Genomic DNA, 13,024 nt, shown 5'->3' on the forward strand with positions numbered 1-13,024 from the left:
GAGGTGCCGGTTTTCCGGTGCCTCCGGGCCGTTTCGTATATTGTTGTTGAACTGGTACAATCTGGGCCATACTGGCCACCAGTCTTCTGATTCCCAACGAGGATATGCCGTTCGTGAAGCTCGTCACCGCAATTATCAAACCCTTCAAGCTTGACGATGTCCGGGAGGCGCTGACGCCACTGGGCGTGCAAGGTCTGACCGTGACGGAAGTCAAAGGTTTTGGCCGTCAGAAAGGCCAGACGGAAATCTACCGCGGCGCCGAGTATCACGTCAGTTTTCTTCCGAAGCTCAAGATCGAGATCGCAGTGGCGGATTCCGTTGTGGAAGATGTTATTGAAGCAATCATGACGGCAGCACGTACCGGGAAGATCGGGGACGGCAAGATCATGGTCTCCAATCTCGACCAGCTCATTCGCATCCGCACGGGAGAGACCGGGGAGGGCGCTCTGTGATGAGACGTTCCGGTCTTTCGATCATGGCTGCTGGCGCACTTCTGCCAGTATCCGCGATGGCTGCTGATGCGCCTGCGGCCATCGACACAGGTGATACAGCCTGGATGCTGATCAGCACGGCACTTGTTTTGATGATGACGGTGCCTGGTCTTGCATTGTTCTACGGCGGCATGGTTCGCAAGAAGAACGTTCTTGCGACCCTGATCCAGTCTTTTGCCATCTGTTGTATCGCCAGCCTCGTCTGGATGGTTGCGGGTTACAGTCTGGCCTTTTCGAACGGTACGCCGTGGATTGGTGATCTGTCCCGCGCGTTGCTGAACGGTGTGGCAGCAAACTTCCACAACGGCGTTGATTCCGCTTTCACACTTGGGGCAGGGACGACAGCCGCTGTTCCGATGACGATCCCGGAAAGCGTTTACATGATGTTCCAGATGACGTTCGCCGTCATCACGCCAGCCCTGATTACAGGGGCCTACGCGGAACGTATGAAGTTCTCTTCCATGTGCGTTTTCACGATCTTTTGGCTACTGCTGGTTTATGCACCTGTCGCTCATTGGGTCTGGAGCCCAACGGGCTGGGTCGCTGGTCTGGGCGCTGTGGACTTTGCCGGTGGCACGGTGGTGCACATCAACTCCGGTGTGGCTGGCCTTGTCTGTGCGTATGTTCTTGGCAAGCGCCGGGGCATCGGAACGGATGACATGTCTCCGTTCAACCTGACATACGCCATTATCGGTGCGTCCCTGCTTTGGGTCGGCTGGTTTGGCTTCAACGCAGGCTCCGCGCTGGGCGCTAACGGCCGTGCAGGCATGGCCATGCTGACAACGCAGCTTGCTGCCGCCGCTGGTGGTGTCGCCTGGATGGCTGTCGAGTGGGCACGGACGGGTAAGCCGACGGCACTTGGTATCATTTCCGGCGTGGTCGCAGGGCTGGTCGCCATTACGCCTGCTGCGGGCTTTGTCCTGCCGGGCGGCGCTGTGGTGATTGGTCTGATTGCCGGTGCAGTCTGCTTCTGGAGTGCAACATGGCTCAAGCACGCTCTCGGCTATGATGACAGCCTCGATGCATTCGGTGTTCACGGTACGGGCGGTATCATTGGTGCTCTGCTGACGGGCGTTCTGGCCTATGGGCCGCTCTCTGCAACAGACGCCAATCCGGCTGGTACGGTTGGCAGCCTTTCACAGCTTCTGGCTCAGGCGGAAGCCGTCTGCGTGACGATTGTCTGGTGTGTCATCATGACATTCGTGATCCTGAAGGTTCTGGATCGTGTCATGGGTCTGCGTGTTTCTGCAGAAGAGGAACTTGAAGGCCTCGATACGACCATGCATGGTGAACGCATCAACTGATCGTAGTCACCGGCGTTTCTGAACCGGGAGGCTGCGACTTCCCGGTCGACAGACAAGGATGTTTTTCATGGTTTCCAGCCGTATGTTGTCCCGCCTCTCCCTGGCCGCTGTTCTGGCTGCCGGTCTTGCCTCGGTTCCTGCACACGCGATGACAGCCAAGGAATGCCATGCTGCATTCCAGTCCGCCAAGAAGGGCGGCACCCTGAACGGTCAAAGCTACAAGGCTTTCAAGGCTGCAAGCTGTGGTAGCGAAACGGCTGAAGCCGCGCCTGTGACAACTGCTGCCCCGGCAACGGCTGCGGCAGCACCAACAACGACGGCGCCTGTTACGACGGGTAAGGCGAACCCGCCTGATTCGTCTGTTGCAGGCACGAAGGCACCGATTGCGTCCAAGAGTGCCCCGGTCACGTCTGGAAACGTTGTATTCCCAACGGCTGTGTCGTCTCAGTTCTCCAGCCTATCCGCTGGCAAGGCTCGCATGAAGACCTGTGTTGCACAGTACAATGCGAACAAGGCGAACGGCGGCAACGGCAGCCTGAAGTGGATCCAGAAGGGTGGCGGGTACTGGTCCCAGTGCAACAGCCGCCTCAAAGGCGAATAATCCCCTACGTTCCAGTGGGTGTCAGAAACCTCCGTTCCTTTACCGGGACGGAGGTTTTTTTTATGCCGGTCATTCAGGATTGAGAATGCTGTTGGAGAGTTTCGGTGTAAGGGAAATGGTCAGGCGTTGGTGTCATCATGAGGTGTCATGTTCTGGTCGCGTTCGGAAAGTCACGATCAGTGATCAATAGAGGCTTTCTCTTTATTGGGCTGGTAGCTCTTACGGTCATCCTGGGACTGATGCCGCCTGCGTCTGCGGAAGAGCAGTCGGACTGTGTCACTGCACCAGTTATTCTCCCATTACTGGGAGGCGAGGGAGATGCGCCGCTGATACCAGTGAAAATCAACGGCAAACCCGCTGCGATGTATGTCAGCCCGGCCTTCGATTACATTTACGTCCGGAATTCTGAAGGAATACAGTTTCCCAAGGGCTATGATGACGCCAAAGTCGTCATTAACGGCACCTATAAGGAAAGCGCCTTTCATTCCAAAATTAATGAACTGGTTCTGGATGATATTCCGCTGAAAGATGTAGACGTTGTCTTGCTTGCGAAGGCCAGTACGCAGATGGTTGACGGGCGACCGATTGTGGGTGTGCTCGGACGTGCGGCGTTATCCCGCCTGGCAGTTCTGATAGATATTCCGGAAAGACAGTTCGCGTATCTTGATGTCAAAGATACGAAAGCCTGCAAGCTGGCGTTTAAAACATTCCTGGGAAATGACAGTCATTCCGTGGACATGGAAGACGACTTCACAGTGCATATTCGGGTTGGCGAAAAGAAGAAGCGCGTCAGCCTTGATCCTGATCTGACATACACGACATTTCCGTCTTTCTGGATTTCATCACTAAAGGAAAACCTGGAAGGTCTGGGGGATCAGAAGAAATTTACTCACTATGATGATTTTCTGAGTGTGGGGCAGGGCGCGCTTGTCAAAAACCTTTTTATGGGTGGCGCGCCGATAGAGAAAGAAAAAGTTGTCTTTCAGGATGAAGTAGAAATTGGAAGTCTGGGACTTCCGTTCTTTACGGACAAAATCATCATCTGGAGTCTGGAAAACAACCGGATGTATTTCGCCATCCCGGCCCATATGCGCCCTCTTTCCAAAGGGCAGGGGCTGCATTTCTTCGCCACACGTTCAGGAAACGTCTCCGTGCGGGACCGGCGCGGAGACGTGCAGTAATGTTTTGTAGATCAGCTCATAGGGAATGGTGGCTGCCCGTTTGATGCGGTCACGCCGCCATCAACAGGCATAATCAATCCGGTAATGTAAGCCGCGTCCTCACTGGCTAGGAATGTGATTGCTGCGGCCATATCTTCAGGCTCTCCCAGACGCCGCAACGGGACGCGGTCTTCGACGCTTTTGACGAAAGCTGGATCTTTAAGGGCATCAGCCGTCATGGCAGTGCGTGTGACCGATGGACAGATGGCGTTGACGCGAACGCCGTCCTTTCCGTGATCCATCGCCAGAACACGCGTCAGGTTCACAACGCCGCCTTTGGCAACATCGTAATAGGCCGTGTTCCAGTCTCCCCGCATTCCAGAGACGGAGGCCGTGTTGACGATGTTACCTTTGCTCTGGATCAGCAGGGGCAGAAAGGTGCGGCTGACATTCAGGGTTCCGGTCAAGGTTGTGGCACACACGGTCTGCCAGGCGTCCAGATCGCTGTCCAGAACCGTGCCGATTGTGGTGACACCGGCGTTGTTCACCAGCACATCCAGTGTTCCAAACGTCTGTTTGGTTAGGCCCAACAGTTTCTGAACTTCGTCGGGTTTTGAAATATCTGTCAGAGAGGCCGTAGCTTTGTTCGGGTCGAGGCTCTTCATGACCTCGTCGAGCTTTTCCTGATCCCGGTCCACAAGAATGACATGAGCGCCTTCGTCAAGGAAACGAAGGGCTGTCGCGTGACCAATACCCGATGCCGCCCCCGTCACGAGAACCTTGCGGCCAGTGAAACGTGATAGTCCCTGCGTCGCCATGAATAATGTCCTTTTGTTGCTAGGACTTTAAAGTGCTGCTCGCTACAATGGTTGCCTCAAATAAAGGGCGAGCAGGCATGAGTGATCTCACAATGCTGAAGAATGTTGGCAAAGCAGCACTCGCAGATTTTGCCATATTGGGGATTACCTCAACTGCGCAACTGGCATCCTGTGAGCCGGACGATCTTTATCTGAAGCTCTGTCACCTAACGCAGCAACGCCATGATCCCTGTGTGCATGACGTGTTTGCAGCCACCATCCATCAGGCAAAAACAGGCGAAGCCCTGAACTGGTGGGCTTTTACCACCGCCCGCAAGGAATGGATGAAAGCCGGGACGTTTTGTACGCCGCAAGCGCCTTAGCGGACGAAAATCTGGCTTGTGGCGTAAGAGAGCCAGATGTCATGTTTGGCGAACCAGTCTGAACCGAGCAGCATGTCGGCCTGATCATGAACCGGCGCCACGGTCAGGACCGGATTGACCCAGACTGTGCCTCCCATGGAAAAGCGCTTGAAGCGATGCCAGTGGTATCGGCGTTCATGCAGGTCCACACCGGCAGTGATACCGCCAGGATCGAGCGCGAGCAGTTCATCCGTGAGACCGAGGCGATAGGCGAAGTCGGTGCTGACAATATGGGAACGCGCCCCGCTATCGAGAAGCGCTGTTCCGCGCGTTCCATCAAGCGTGAAGGTTACCATCAGGCGCTCGTCAACCTGTCGGGCCGGAACCGTATTCCATTGGCCTTTCCACGTGGGCTGAAGCTGGCAGGACGAGCTGTTTGAGGAAACTTTCCAGAACATGAGCTTCTGATGGGGAACGTCAAACTCCAGATCATACCCATCCAGAACATCTGCCCCGAGAAGCCCCAGAATAGGTGGATGAATCATCGGGGAACCAGGGAGAGAGCCTATAGGCATGGACCCGGCGCCCAGCGAAAGGTGGCCCAGTTGCAGATCGGCAATACGGACGTTGGCAACAAGACGAGGTGTTCCGTTGGGGCCCTGCATAACAGTGTGAAGGTCAGGGTCCTGAGGTAAATGAAGCGCTGCAACGCCCTGCGGTGTCATCAGGCTACCCTGTGAGCCTGTGTCTACGATCATGGAGACCGCATGACCGTTGATCTGGGCTGGAATGCTCAGATATCCACCATCATCGCGCAGCGGCAAAACGGCCGCTTGTACCGTGTGGCATGGCACTGCTTCAGCCTTCCCGGTCAGAGCCATAAGAGCAGCCAGAATGCCCCATGTCAGTCTTTTCATTCCTGCTTCGCCCGTGGGTGTGCCTTGCGCCAGACGTCCAGCAGGTGCTTTTCGTCTGCCAGAGTATAAGCCTGGGTGGTGGAAAGACTGGCATGGCCCATGAGTTCCTGAATGGCACGCAGATCAGCGCCACCTTCCATCAAATGGGTCGCAAAAGAGTGGCGAAGAGCATGCGGTGTGGCAGAATCCGGCAGGCCTTCTCCCTTGCGCCATTCGCGCATGGCCCGCTGGGCGACGCCGGGGTTTAGGCGGCCTCCCCGCACACCGCAGAACAGCGGAGCGTCCGGGGCCGGAGAAGGGTGAACGCCTTTCCATAACTCCAACGCGTCACGGACAGCCGGAAGCAGTGGGACCAGACGTTCTTTCCCCCCTTTGCCCACCACGCGCAGCATTTTCTCACCAGCGTTGGTCAGGTCCCGCACATCAAGGGCCAAGGCTTCACCAATCCGCAAGCCCGTCCCGTACAGAAGTGTAAAGAGTGCTTTGTCCCGGATGGCAGCAGCGCTCGTAAAAGCATCATCGGAAATCCCTTCCGGCGCAGCCAGGGCCTGTTCTTGCCCAAGAGGACGTGGAAGGCGCTTTTTCAGTCGAGGGGTCGTGAGGAGTCCCGGGGCAGGGTTCGAGACATCATGGCGCATGGCCAGATAGCGAAAGAACGATCGCAGGGCCGAAACATGCCGTGCTCTGGAACGAGCGCGCGCATCGGCATTCGTGGCGCGACGTGTGGGTTTTTCGCTCCGGGCAGTTTCATGAGCCAGCCACGCCCGGAGATCAGCAAGGGAGAGCTTTGCCAGAGCAGTCAGATCAACCTCGCCCCCCAGATGCTGCTCAAAGAAGGAGAGGGCCATAACGATATCATGGCGGTAGGCCTCAACCGTTCGCAGGCTGGAGCGCCGTTCATGGGTCAGCCATTCGGTCCAGTCGCGTAATGCGTCATGGGCCATCATGGCATTTCGGGCTCAGGGAGGTTAGACACAGGCATGGCATCCAGCAGCCTACCCAAGCCTGACCTCTGGCGAAAGCCACCCCCCACCGGAACGCGTGTCTCGGTGCTCGTTCCGCTGCCTTTTCCGGGTCCGTTAGACTATCTGGCACCCATGGCGCTTCAGCCGGGCGATCTGGTGTCAATTCCTCTGGGAAAGCGCGAGACGGTCGGATGTGTCTGGGATACGACCAGCACAGTCCCTGCTGACTTCGCGACGGCTCCGGGGCGCGAGGTTCCGCTGTCCCGCCTGCGTCCAGTTGTCGAAAAGCTGGACGTACGCCCCCTGCCGGGCAGTCTGCGGCGGTTTATTGATTGGGTTGCGGCATATACCCTGACGCCGCCTGGTCTGGTGCTGGCGATGGCAACCCGCATTCACCTGAAGGACGCACCAAAACCTGCGTTGGGTTGGGTCAGAACGGAACAACCGGAAGAGGGCCTGCGCATCACTCCGGCCCGTCGATCCGTCCTCAATGCGGCGTCCGATGCACCGATGACGACGTCTGATCTTGCGGCGGCCAGCGGTGCCAGTTCCGCTGTGATCCGAGGGCTCGCGACTGCGGGGCTCCTTCGGGAAGCTGTCATCTCTGTCGCGGCTCCTTTCGCAACGCCGGACCCGACCCACGGCGCACCGCAGCTTTCTGAAGAGCAGGCAGATGTTGCCGAGCAGTTGTGCCGCCCGGTGAAAGAGCAGCGTTTTGACGTCACTCTGCTGGAGGGCGTGACGGGGTCGGGAAAGACCGAAGTTTATTTCGAGGCTGTCGCGGCCTGTCTGGCGCAAGGGAAACAGGTTCTGGTCCTGTTGCCGGAAATTGCTCTGTCAGCTCAGTGGACGGATCGGTTTATCCGTCGTTTCGGTGCAGACCCAGCCGTATGGCACTCCGACCTTGGAACCAAGCGTCGACGCGAAACATGGCGCGCTGTGGCGGACGGGACGGCGCGTGTTGTTGTGGGCGCGCGATCAGCGCTCTTCCTGCCGTTTGAAGATCTTGGACTCGTCGTGGTGGACGAGGAGCATGAGAGCGCCTTCAAGCAGGAAGAAGGCGTCATGTATCATGGGCGGGACATGGCCGTGGTTCGCGCCCGTCTGGCGAATGCTCCAGCCATTCTCGTGTCTGCCACGCCATCACTGGAGACGCTGGCGAATGTGGAAAGCGGCCGCTATCACCATGAGCTTCTGACGGCCCGGCATGGCGGAGCGACGATGCCGGACGTCTCTCTGGTCGATATGCGGGCTGATCCGCCAGAGCGTGGGCTTTTTTTATCCCCGGTGCTCTGCAATGCCATTGATGAGGCCCTGAAGAACGAGGAGCAGGCGATGCTGTTCCTCAACCGTCGTGGCTATGCACCGCTCACCCTCTGTCGTGCCTGCGGGCACCGGATGCAGTGCCCTAACTGCTCCACCTGGCTGGTAGAACATCGCGCGCGTGGCATCCTGACCTGTCATCATTGCGGTCACACCGAGAGTATTCCATCAGACTGCCCGCAATGCCACGCCGAACACTCGCTCGTACCCATTGGGCCGGGGATTGAGCGCATTACGGAAGAGGCAAAGCTACGTTTTCCGGATGCAAAGATCCTGGTCATGTCTTCGGATACACTGGGTTCCCCGGCGGCTACGGCGGAAGCCGTACGGAAGATCACGGATGGCGAGGTCAATCTCATCATCGGAACACAGATTGTCGCCAAAGGCTGGCATTTCCCGAAGCTGACGCTGGTCGGTGTCGTGGATGCGGATCTGGGGTTGGGCGGCGGCGATCTACGGGCAGCGGAGCGCACGGTTCAGCTTTTGCATCAGGTCGCGGGTCGTGCAGGGCGTGCTGAACGTCCTGGCCGTGTCCTGCTTCAGAGCTACGTGGGTGAGCACCCTGTCATGACGGCGCTTGTCTCCAATGATTTTCAGACCTTCATGGAGCAGGAAGCTGAGCAGAGACGCCCTTCTTTCTGGCCGCCATACGGCCGACTGGCGGCGCTGATTATCAGTGCTGCGACGGCAGATGCGGCAGATGCGCTGGCAAAGGAAATTGCGTTTGCGGCGCCGGAGCGGGAAGGGGTGCAGGTTCTTGGCCCAGCCCCCGCGCCTTTGGCTGTGCTGAGAGGGCGACACCGTCGGCGGCTGTTGCTGCGAACAATGCGTGGCATCGCCGTACAGCCGATTCTGCGAGACTGGCTGAAAGATATCAAGCCGACTGGCAGTGCCCGGATCGATATTGATATTGATCCAATTTCGTTCCTCTAAGGGCTGCGAGGAACGGGGAAAGGTGATCTGGCCAGCAACCTGGAGAGGTGTCTGGCCAAACCAAACTCAGGCCTTCCGGTTGCGGAAGAACTGAATGGTTGCTGCCACGACGGAAATCACGGCGAGTGCCTGCTGGAAATAAGGGCGGAAACGCTTGGGGCCGATCGTGGCCATGCCGGTCATGACTGCCAGGCTGATTTCGCGAGCGCGCCCGGCATGTTTGCAGCAGGCTTTGACTTTGCTGCAGCAACCCTGTTTTGCGGGAGCCTGATCGGCGGGAACTGTTTTGGTTTTCATGAAGGTCCTCCTGAATAGAGTGAATCAGGGAATGAACGCTGACGAATACAAGAGGTTGTGTTCGTCAGTCTTCCTGTCCGTCTTTCTCTGTCTGAAGGATTTTGAGTTGCTTGTCTGCATCAGGAGCATGCGGATCAAGCTGCATCATCTGTTTGTAAGCACGAAGGGCAGCGTCTGGCTCGTGCCTTTCCCGCTCTGCATCAGCCAGCATTCCCCATGCCGTTGCGTCACCGGGGTCTGCCTGAATAACCACCCCGAGATCGGAAATCGCACCATTGTTGTCGCCCGCGGCAAGGCGCACGGCAGCACGATAGCGGCGGAGAATGGATTGGTCAGGCTGGATGGTGATGGCGGAGGTGAGGTCGTCTTCCGCGTTCTGGAAATCGTGTTTGCCCAGTGCATCCTGCGAATCGGATAGAAGCATCCGTACAGCACCTGTCAGGCTCCGGCTGCGCAGGCTTTCAGCCTGATCAGCAAGCTGACGCGCATTTTTTTCATTTCCAGCGAGAGCGAGAGCCTTTTCCGCCTCAACAAGACGTTCCTGAACGGTCTTGTGGTGTGGATGTGTCTTGCTGGAATCGTTTTTTGCAGGGGGAGGAGCGCTGGCCGGTCCGGACGTTTGGGACGGGGCAGGGGTCGGCGGTGTGGCAGAGGAAATGGCCGGTGCACAAAGCAGAACGGCGCCAGCCATCAGCCAGCGCCGTCTGTTTGGTATCCGGCGGATCAAAGCTATTAGCCCTGACGTGCCTTCATGCGCGGGTTCTTCTTGTTGATGATGTAAACGCGTCCACGACGGCGGACAACGCGGCAGTCCTTGTCGCGGACCTTTGCGGACTTCAGGCTGTTGCGGATCTTCATGATGTTTCCAGGCTCTCGACTGTATGGCCCACAATGGACCGGATAGCGGGCCGAAACGCCCGCAAAAGGATGGCCTCGCTTAACGACCGTCCCTTAAGGAGTCAAGGTCAACAGCGTCCCGCAGCGCGGAAAAGCTGCCAGAATGCGTTCTGCAACGGTGTGTGACTATCATGCCATTAGGCTTGTCCGGAGATTATTTTCCCCTAATCATGCCGTCATGATCAAGCGTCGCTTTGTGGCCTCCCTCCTTCTGGCCGTCCCGCTCGCCTTTCCAGCCCTGGCTCACGCCGAGGATGGAGGGGCCAAAACCAATGATGACGACCCATCGATCAATGCTTTGGGCATCGGGGTCAATCAGGTCCTCAAGGTTCTGCAGACTCACCCCGATTCTGCCACGGATGCCTGCATCAACGCCCTCAAGGAAATGCACGCTGCGCAGGACCAGCTGAGCAAGGAAGAGGGCCATGAAAACAATCAGGACGTCGAGGTGGCGCGGGACGTGACATCGTCCACCATGGAAGATGTGACAACGATCTGTGGTGCGGATGCTCGGACGCTGTGCAGGGAGTCAGCGGAAAGTAATCCGAAGCTCGATGCAGCGTGTCATGCTTTGCCCCATGAAGACGACTGAGGATTCGGTACATCACGTTCAGGCGATAAAATCCGTCAAATCATGTCAGGGGCAATACAGGGCTAACCTTCTTCTAAAGTGAGGAGTAGGGTTTTCAGTCTGAGTTGATGACTGGAACTGTAAGCTGCGCCGGAATGACCCGTTTGCCTGGCAGGGATAATCTGTCTTGACCGCCACGTTACAGTCGGTCTTTCGCCCGGGATGGATCCAGTTCAGCCTCCGAACCTGGATTGCGCTCGTTCTGGCTTTGGCCACGGCGTTCTGGGCTCAGGTCGATACACCGGCCGGCGCTGGCGTGACTGTCATGATTCTTGCCCAGCCCCTGAGAGGGCAGGCCCTTTCCAAGGCATTTTATCGCTTTCTCGGGACCCTGCTGGGTGTCGGCGTTTCTATCCTTCTGATTTCCATGTTCAGCCAGGATCGTGGCCTCTTTCTGGGAGGCGTCGCTCTCTGGATGGCTGGTTGTGCCTTCGTGGGGACGCTGGAGCGCGACTTCCGGGCGTATGGTGCCCTTTTGGCTGGCTACATGGTGGCACTTGTTGCTGTTGCCAGTATCGATGCGCCCCAGAACATCTATCATGTCAGTGTGGCGCGTGCCTCAACGGTCGCTATCGGCGTTGCATCCATTGCAGTTGTCAATCTGCTGTCTGGCTCGCCACAGGCTTGGCGCAATCTCGCCAAGGGGCTCCAGAATTTGGGGCAGAGAATCCGTGGTCTGAGCCACTCCGCCATCATGGGAGAGCCGTCCCCCTCCGCGCAGGGTACTACTGCGCTGGCTTCCGAAATTCTGTCTCTGATGACGCAGATTTCTTACGCCCGGACGGAGTTGGATCGTAGCCGCCTGCGGATGGCAGGAGCCAAACTCAGCATCATCGGTATGTTGACGGTTCTCACCTGTAGCCGTGCGATTTCTACGTTGCTGAGTGAAGGTGGGGTAACGGATATTCTGGTCCGCTACGTGCGCCAGTGGCACGAGCGCGTTGAGGATGGCACGAACCGTCAGGAAACGATGGGCACCATCCTGTCTAACATTCGACGGGAAGATCCGGAGTATTTCCCAACACCTCGGGATGCCTGGTTTTTGGAACGTGCTGCGACGCTTCTGAGTAACCGGCTGCATATCCGCACGGGTATCAGTACACTCATGAAAGCAACCCCGGCAGGGGAGGCGCTGAAACTGGCGACGCTTTCAAATAATCCAGATTATATTACAGCGTTCATCAACAGCATGCGTGTGCTGCTTGGTTTCAGCTTTGTAGCGGCATTCTGTGTGGGAACGGGCCAGCCAGCTTCTGCCACCGCCCTTTCCCAGAGTGCACTCGTTCTTGTCCTTGCATCTTCGTCACTGGACACGGCCGTGTTCGGTAAAGGCGCGATGATCGGGACGCCTTTGGGAATTCTTGCTGCCGGGTTTCTGTCCTTCTGGGTCTTGCCCCACGTCTATACTCTTCAGGGGCTGGCTTTCGTCCTGCTTCCCCAGACAGTTATTGCCTGCCTGCTTTTGATGAATCCGAAAACAACCGCTGTGGGCTTTCACTACGGTGCGTTCTTTCTCGTCTTCGTAGGCTTGGGTAATCACCACAGTTACGACCCGGGCGCGTTCCTCGAACGCAACACATTCTATTTCCTGTCAGCAGTTCTTTCATTCATCCTTCTGGTTCTGCTGTGGCCCCCAACCGCGCGCCGACATCGATTCCGCATTGCCGTGACCATCTCTTCGGATCTGGAATCGCAACTCAGCGGCCATGGTGAAGCCATGGGTCCCGCGTTGCTCAGCCGGAAATATGATCGTCTGAGCCAGCTTCTGCTGTGGACAAAGCGCCTCCCGAAGCGCGGTACAGCCTCCGAGCATGTCTTTGAGCGCCTCGTCGCACTGGAGGATCTGTCCAGCACGATTGCCCGTGTGCGTCTGTACCTCGATCAGGCGGCGCGGATGCCGTCTCTGCGGCACCTTGTGCGGCCTGCGCGTAAAGCGCTCGCACAGGATAGTCTGTCGCTGCTGGAGAGTGAATTGGCAGATATGACGCAAGCCTTTCTTGACCGTCTGCGACTTGGCGCTCCCAGTGAGGAAATTCTGATTCTCAACTGTGTCGGTGGGCTGGAAGCCGTGCGCGTCATGCTGCTGCGGAACCGGACGGCTGTTCATCATTATGGAATAGGACGCAAACGATGGTGATGAGACAGGTCGTAGACCTTGGCGGTTTGCTTGTGTCCGCGTTCGTCGTCAATCTGGCGTTGTCACTTCTGACGCTGGCCATTCTCCGCTGGCTTATGGGCTGGCTTGATCTGTGGCGTTTCGTCTGGGATCCGCCGCTTGCCCAGTTCGGCATCCTTATCTGCCTGCTCGGGCTCTATACCCTGATCCTCTGATACAAGGCCGTTTCA

General features: G+C 57.5%; 15 protein-coding genes. 9 read left to right on the plus strand and 6 right to left on the minus strand.

Translation table 11 applies throughout. The annotated features are described in order from the left end of the window. Positions 1 to 113: 113 nt before the first annotated feature. The 4 genes from KP705_RS09850 to KP705_RS09865 all read left to right on the plus strand — a co-directional run bounded on the left by KP705_RS09850 (position 114) and on the right by KP705_RS09865 (position 3,577). Positions 114 to 452, plus strand: a complete 339-nt coding sequence (locus KP705_RS09850) for a P-II family nitrogen regulator (protein WP_029495718.1) — start codon at positions 114 to 116, stop codon at positions 450 to 452. Continuing rightward, positions 452 to 1,795, plus strand: a complete 1,344-nt coding sequence (locus KP705_RS09855; protein ID WP_256445907.1) for an ammonium transporter — start codon at positions 452 to 454, stop codon at positions 1,793 to 1,795. The genes KP705_RS09850 and KP705_RS09855 overlap by 1 nt, the downstream gene beginning before the upstream one ends. 58 nt (positions 1,796 to 1,853) lie before the next feature. After that, a complete protein-coding gene (locus KP705_RS09860) occupies positions 1,854 to 2,396 on the plus strand; it encodes a hypothetical protein (RefSeq protein WP_046900687.1) in 543 nt (180 codons plus the stop codon). A gap of 137 nt (positions 2,397 to 2,533) precedes the next feature. Next, complete coding sequence (locus tag KP705_RS09865) at positions 2,534 to 3,577, plus strand: hypothetical protein (protein WP_252348324.1); 1,044 nt, start codon at positions 2,534 to 2,536, stop codon at positions 3,575 to 3,577. An 11-nt stretch (positions 3,578 to 3,588) separates the two neighbouring features. Here KP705_RS09865 and KP705_RS09870 read toward each other — a convergent pair whose 3' ends face one another. Continuing rightward, positions 3,589 to 4,374: an SDR family NAD(P)-dependent oxidoreductase gene (locus KP705_RS09870; RefSeq protein ID WP_215764388.1), complete on the minus strand. Its 786-nt coding sequence runs from the start codon at positions 4,372 to 4,374 to the stop codon at positions 3,589 to 3,591. A 77-nt stretch (positions 4,375 to 4,451) separates the two neighbouring features. Between KP705_RS09870 and KP705_RS09875 the strand changes: the two genes are divergently transcribed. Then, positions 4,452 to 4,736 carry a helix-hairpin-helix domain-containing protein gene (locus KP705_RS09875; RefSeq protein ID WP_215764389.1) on the plus strand — a complete coding sequence of 95 codons (285 nt, stop codon included), beginning with the start codon at positions 4,452 to 4,454 and terminating at the stop codon, positions 4,734 to 4,736. Here KP705_RS09875 and KP705_RS09880 read toward each other — a convergent pair. Together KP705_RS09880 and KP705_RS09885 are read right to left on the minus strand one after the other, a co-directional pair. Continuing rightward, positions 4,733 to 5,632, minus strand: coding sequence for a retroviral-like aspartic protease family protein (locus KP705_RS09880; RefSeq protein WP_215764390.1), 900 nt, complete (start codon positions 5,630 to 5,632; stop codon positions 4,733 to 4,735). The two genes, KP705_RS09875 and KP705_RS09880, sit on opposite strands and share 4 nt — an antisense overlap. Next, the gene (locus KP705_RS09885; RefSeq protein ID WP_215764391.1) at positions 5,629 to 6,579 is read right to left on the minus strand and encodes a tyrosine recombinase XerC; all 951 of its coding nucleotides are present in this window, start codon (positions 6,577 to 6,579) and stop codon (positions 5,629 to 5,631) included. Before KP705_RS09885 ends, KP705_RS09880 begins: the two co-directional genes overlap by 4 nt. 33 nt (positions 6,580 to 6,612) lie before the next feature. Between KP705_RS09885 and KP705_RS09890 the strand changes: the two genes are divergently transcribed. Then, a complete protein-coding gene (locus KP705_RS09890; RefSeq protein ID WP_046900692.1) occupies positions 6,613 to 8,853 on the plus strand; it encodes a primosomal protein N' in 2,241 nt (746 codons plus the stop codon). A gap of 66 nt (positions 8,854 to 8,919) precedes the next feature. Here the strand turns inward: KP705_RS09890 and KP705_RS09895 are convergent, their stop codons facing one another. From KP705_RS09895 to ykgO, 3 genes are all read right to left on the minus strand, one after another. Next, positions 8,920 to 9,150 (minus strand): hypothetical protein, encoded by a 231-nt coding sequence (locus KP705_RS09895; protein ID WP_046900693.1) that lies wholly within the window; start codon positions 9,148 to 9,150, stop codon positions 8,920 to 8,922. Between the two features lie 64 nt (positions 9,151 to 9,214). Further along, complete coding sequence (locus tag KP705_RS09900) at positions 9,215 to 9,841, minus strand: M48 family metallopeptidase (protein WP_235271760.1); 627 nt, start codon at positions 9,839 to 9,841, stop codon at positions 9,215 to 9,217. A 41-nt stretch (positions 9,842 to 9,882) separates the two neighbouring features. Continuing rightward, a complete protein-coding gene (gene ykgO, locus KP705_RS09905) occupies positions 9,883 to 10,008 on the minus strand; it encodes a type B 50S ribosomal protein L36 (protein ID WP_007281615.1) in 126 nt (41 codons plus the stop codon). A 142-nt stretch (positions 10,009 to 10,150) separates the two neighbouring features. On the opposite strand from ykgO, the gene KP705_RS09910 reads away from it, so the two are divergent. The 3 genes from KP705_RS09910 (at position 10,151) to KP705_RS09920 (ending at position 13,009) form a co-directional block, all read left to right on the plus strand. After that, the gene (locus KP705_RS09910) at positions 10,151 to 10,639 is read left to right on the plus strand and encodes a hypothetical protein (protein WP_235271761.1); all 489 of its coding nucleotides are present in this window, start codon (positions 10,151 to 10,153) and stop codon (positions 10,637 to 10,639) included. Between the two features lie 166 nt (positions 10,640 to 10,805). After that, positions 10,806 to 12,815 (plus strand): FUSC family protein, encoded by a 2,010-nt coding sequence (locus KP705_RS09915; RefSeq protein WP_046900696.1) that lies wholly within the window; start codon positions 10,806 to 10,808, stop codon positions 12,813 to 12,815. Then, the gene (locus KP705_RS09920; protein WP_046900697.1) at positions 12,809 to 13,009 is read left to right on the plus strand and encodes a DUF1656 domain-containing protein; all 201 of its coding nucleotides are present in this window, start codon (positions 12,809 to 12,811) and stop codon (positions 13,007 to 13,009) included. The genes KP705_RS09915 and KP705_RS09920 overlap by 7 nt, the downstream gene beginning before the upstream one ends. Positions 13,010 to 13,024: the final 15 nt, after the last annotated feature.

The organism is Gluconobacter sp. P1D12_c (assembly GCF_018812105.1).
In the GTDB taxonomy this organism is placed as follows: domain Bacteria; phylum Pseudomonadota; class Alphaproteobacteria; order Acetobacterales; family Acetobacteraceae; genus Gluconobacter; species Gluconobacter oxydans_A.

Excerpts from the sequence above, each read along its gene's own strand:
- KP705_RS09895 (WP_046900693.1), bottom strand. The coding sequence starts at position 9,150 with ATGAAAACCAAAACAGTTCCCGCCGATCAGGCTCCCGCAAAACAGGGT.
- ykgO (WP_007281615.1), bottom strand. The coding sequence starts at position 10,008 with ATGAAGATCCGCAACAGCCTGAAGTCCGCAAAGGTCCGCGACAAGGAC.
- KP705_RS09860 (WP_046900687.1), top strand. The coding sequence starts at position 1,854 with ATGTTTTTCATGGTTTCCAGCCGTATGTTGTCCCGCCTCTCCCTGGCC.
- KP705_RS09875 (WP_215764389.1), top strand. The coding sequence starts at position 4,452 with ATGAGTGATCTCACAATGCTGAAGAATGTTGGCAAAGCAGCACTCGCA.
- KP705_RS09885 (WP_215764391.1), bottom strand. The coding sequence starts at position 6,579 with ATGATGGCCCATGACGCATTACGCGACTGGACCGAATGGCTGACCCAT.
- KP705_RS09900 (WP_235271760.1), bottom strand. The coding sequence starts at position 9,841 with ATGGCTGGCGCCGTTCTGCTTTGTGCACCGGCCATTTCCTCTGCCACA.
- KP705_RS09870 (WP_215764388.1), bottom strand. The coding sequence starts at position 4,374 with ATGGCGACGCAGGGACTATCACGTTTCACTGGCCGCAAGGTTCTCGTG.
- KP705_RS09855 (WP_256445907.1), top strand. The coding sequence starts at position 452 with ATGAGACGTTCCGGTCTTTCGATCATGGCTGCTGGCGCACTTCTGCCA.
- KP705_RS09880 (WP_215764390.1), bottom strand. The coding sequence starts at position 5,632 with ATGAAAAGACTGACATGGGGCATTCTGGCTGCTCTTATGGCTCTGACC.
- KP705_RS09890 (WP_046900692.1), top strand. The coding sequence starts at position 6,613 with ATGGCATCCAGCAGCCTACCCAAGCCTGACCTCTGGCGAAAGCCACCC.
- KP705_RS09920 (WP_046900697.1), top strand. The coding sequence starts at position 12,809 with ATGGTGATGAGACAGGTCGTAGACCTTGGCGGTTTGCTTGTGTCCGCG.
- KP705_RS09910 (WP_235271761.1), top strand. The coding sequence starts at position 10,151 with ATGCGTTCTGCAACGGTGTGTGACTATCATGCCATTAGGCTTGTCCGG.
- KP705_RS09865 (WP_252348324.1), top strand. The coding sequence starts at position 2,534 with ATGAGGTGTCATGTTCTGGTCGCGTTCGGAAAGTCACGATCAGTGATC.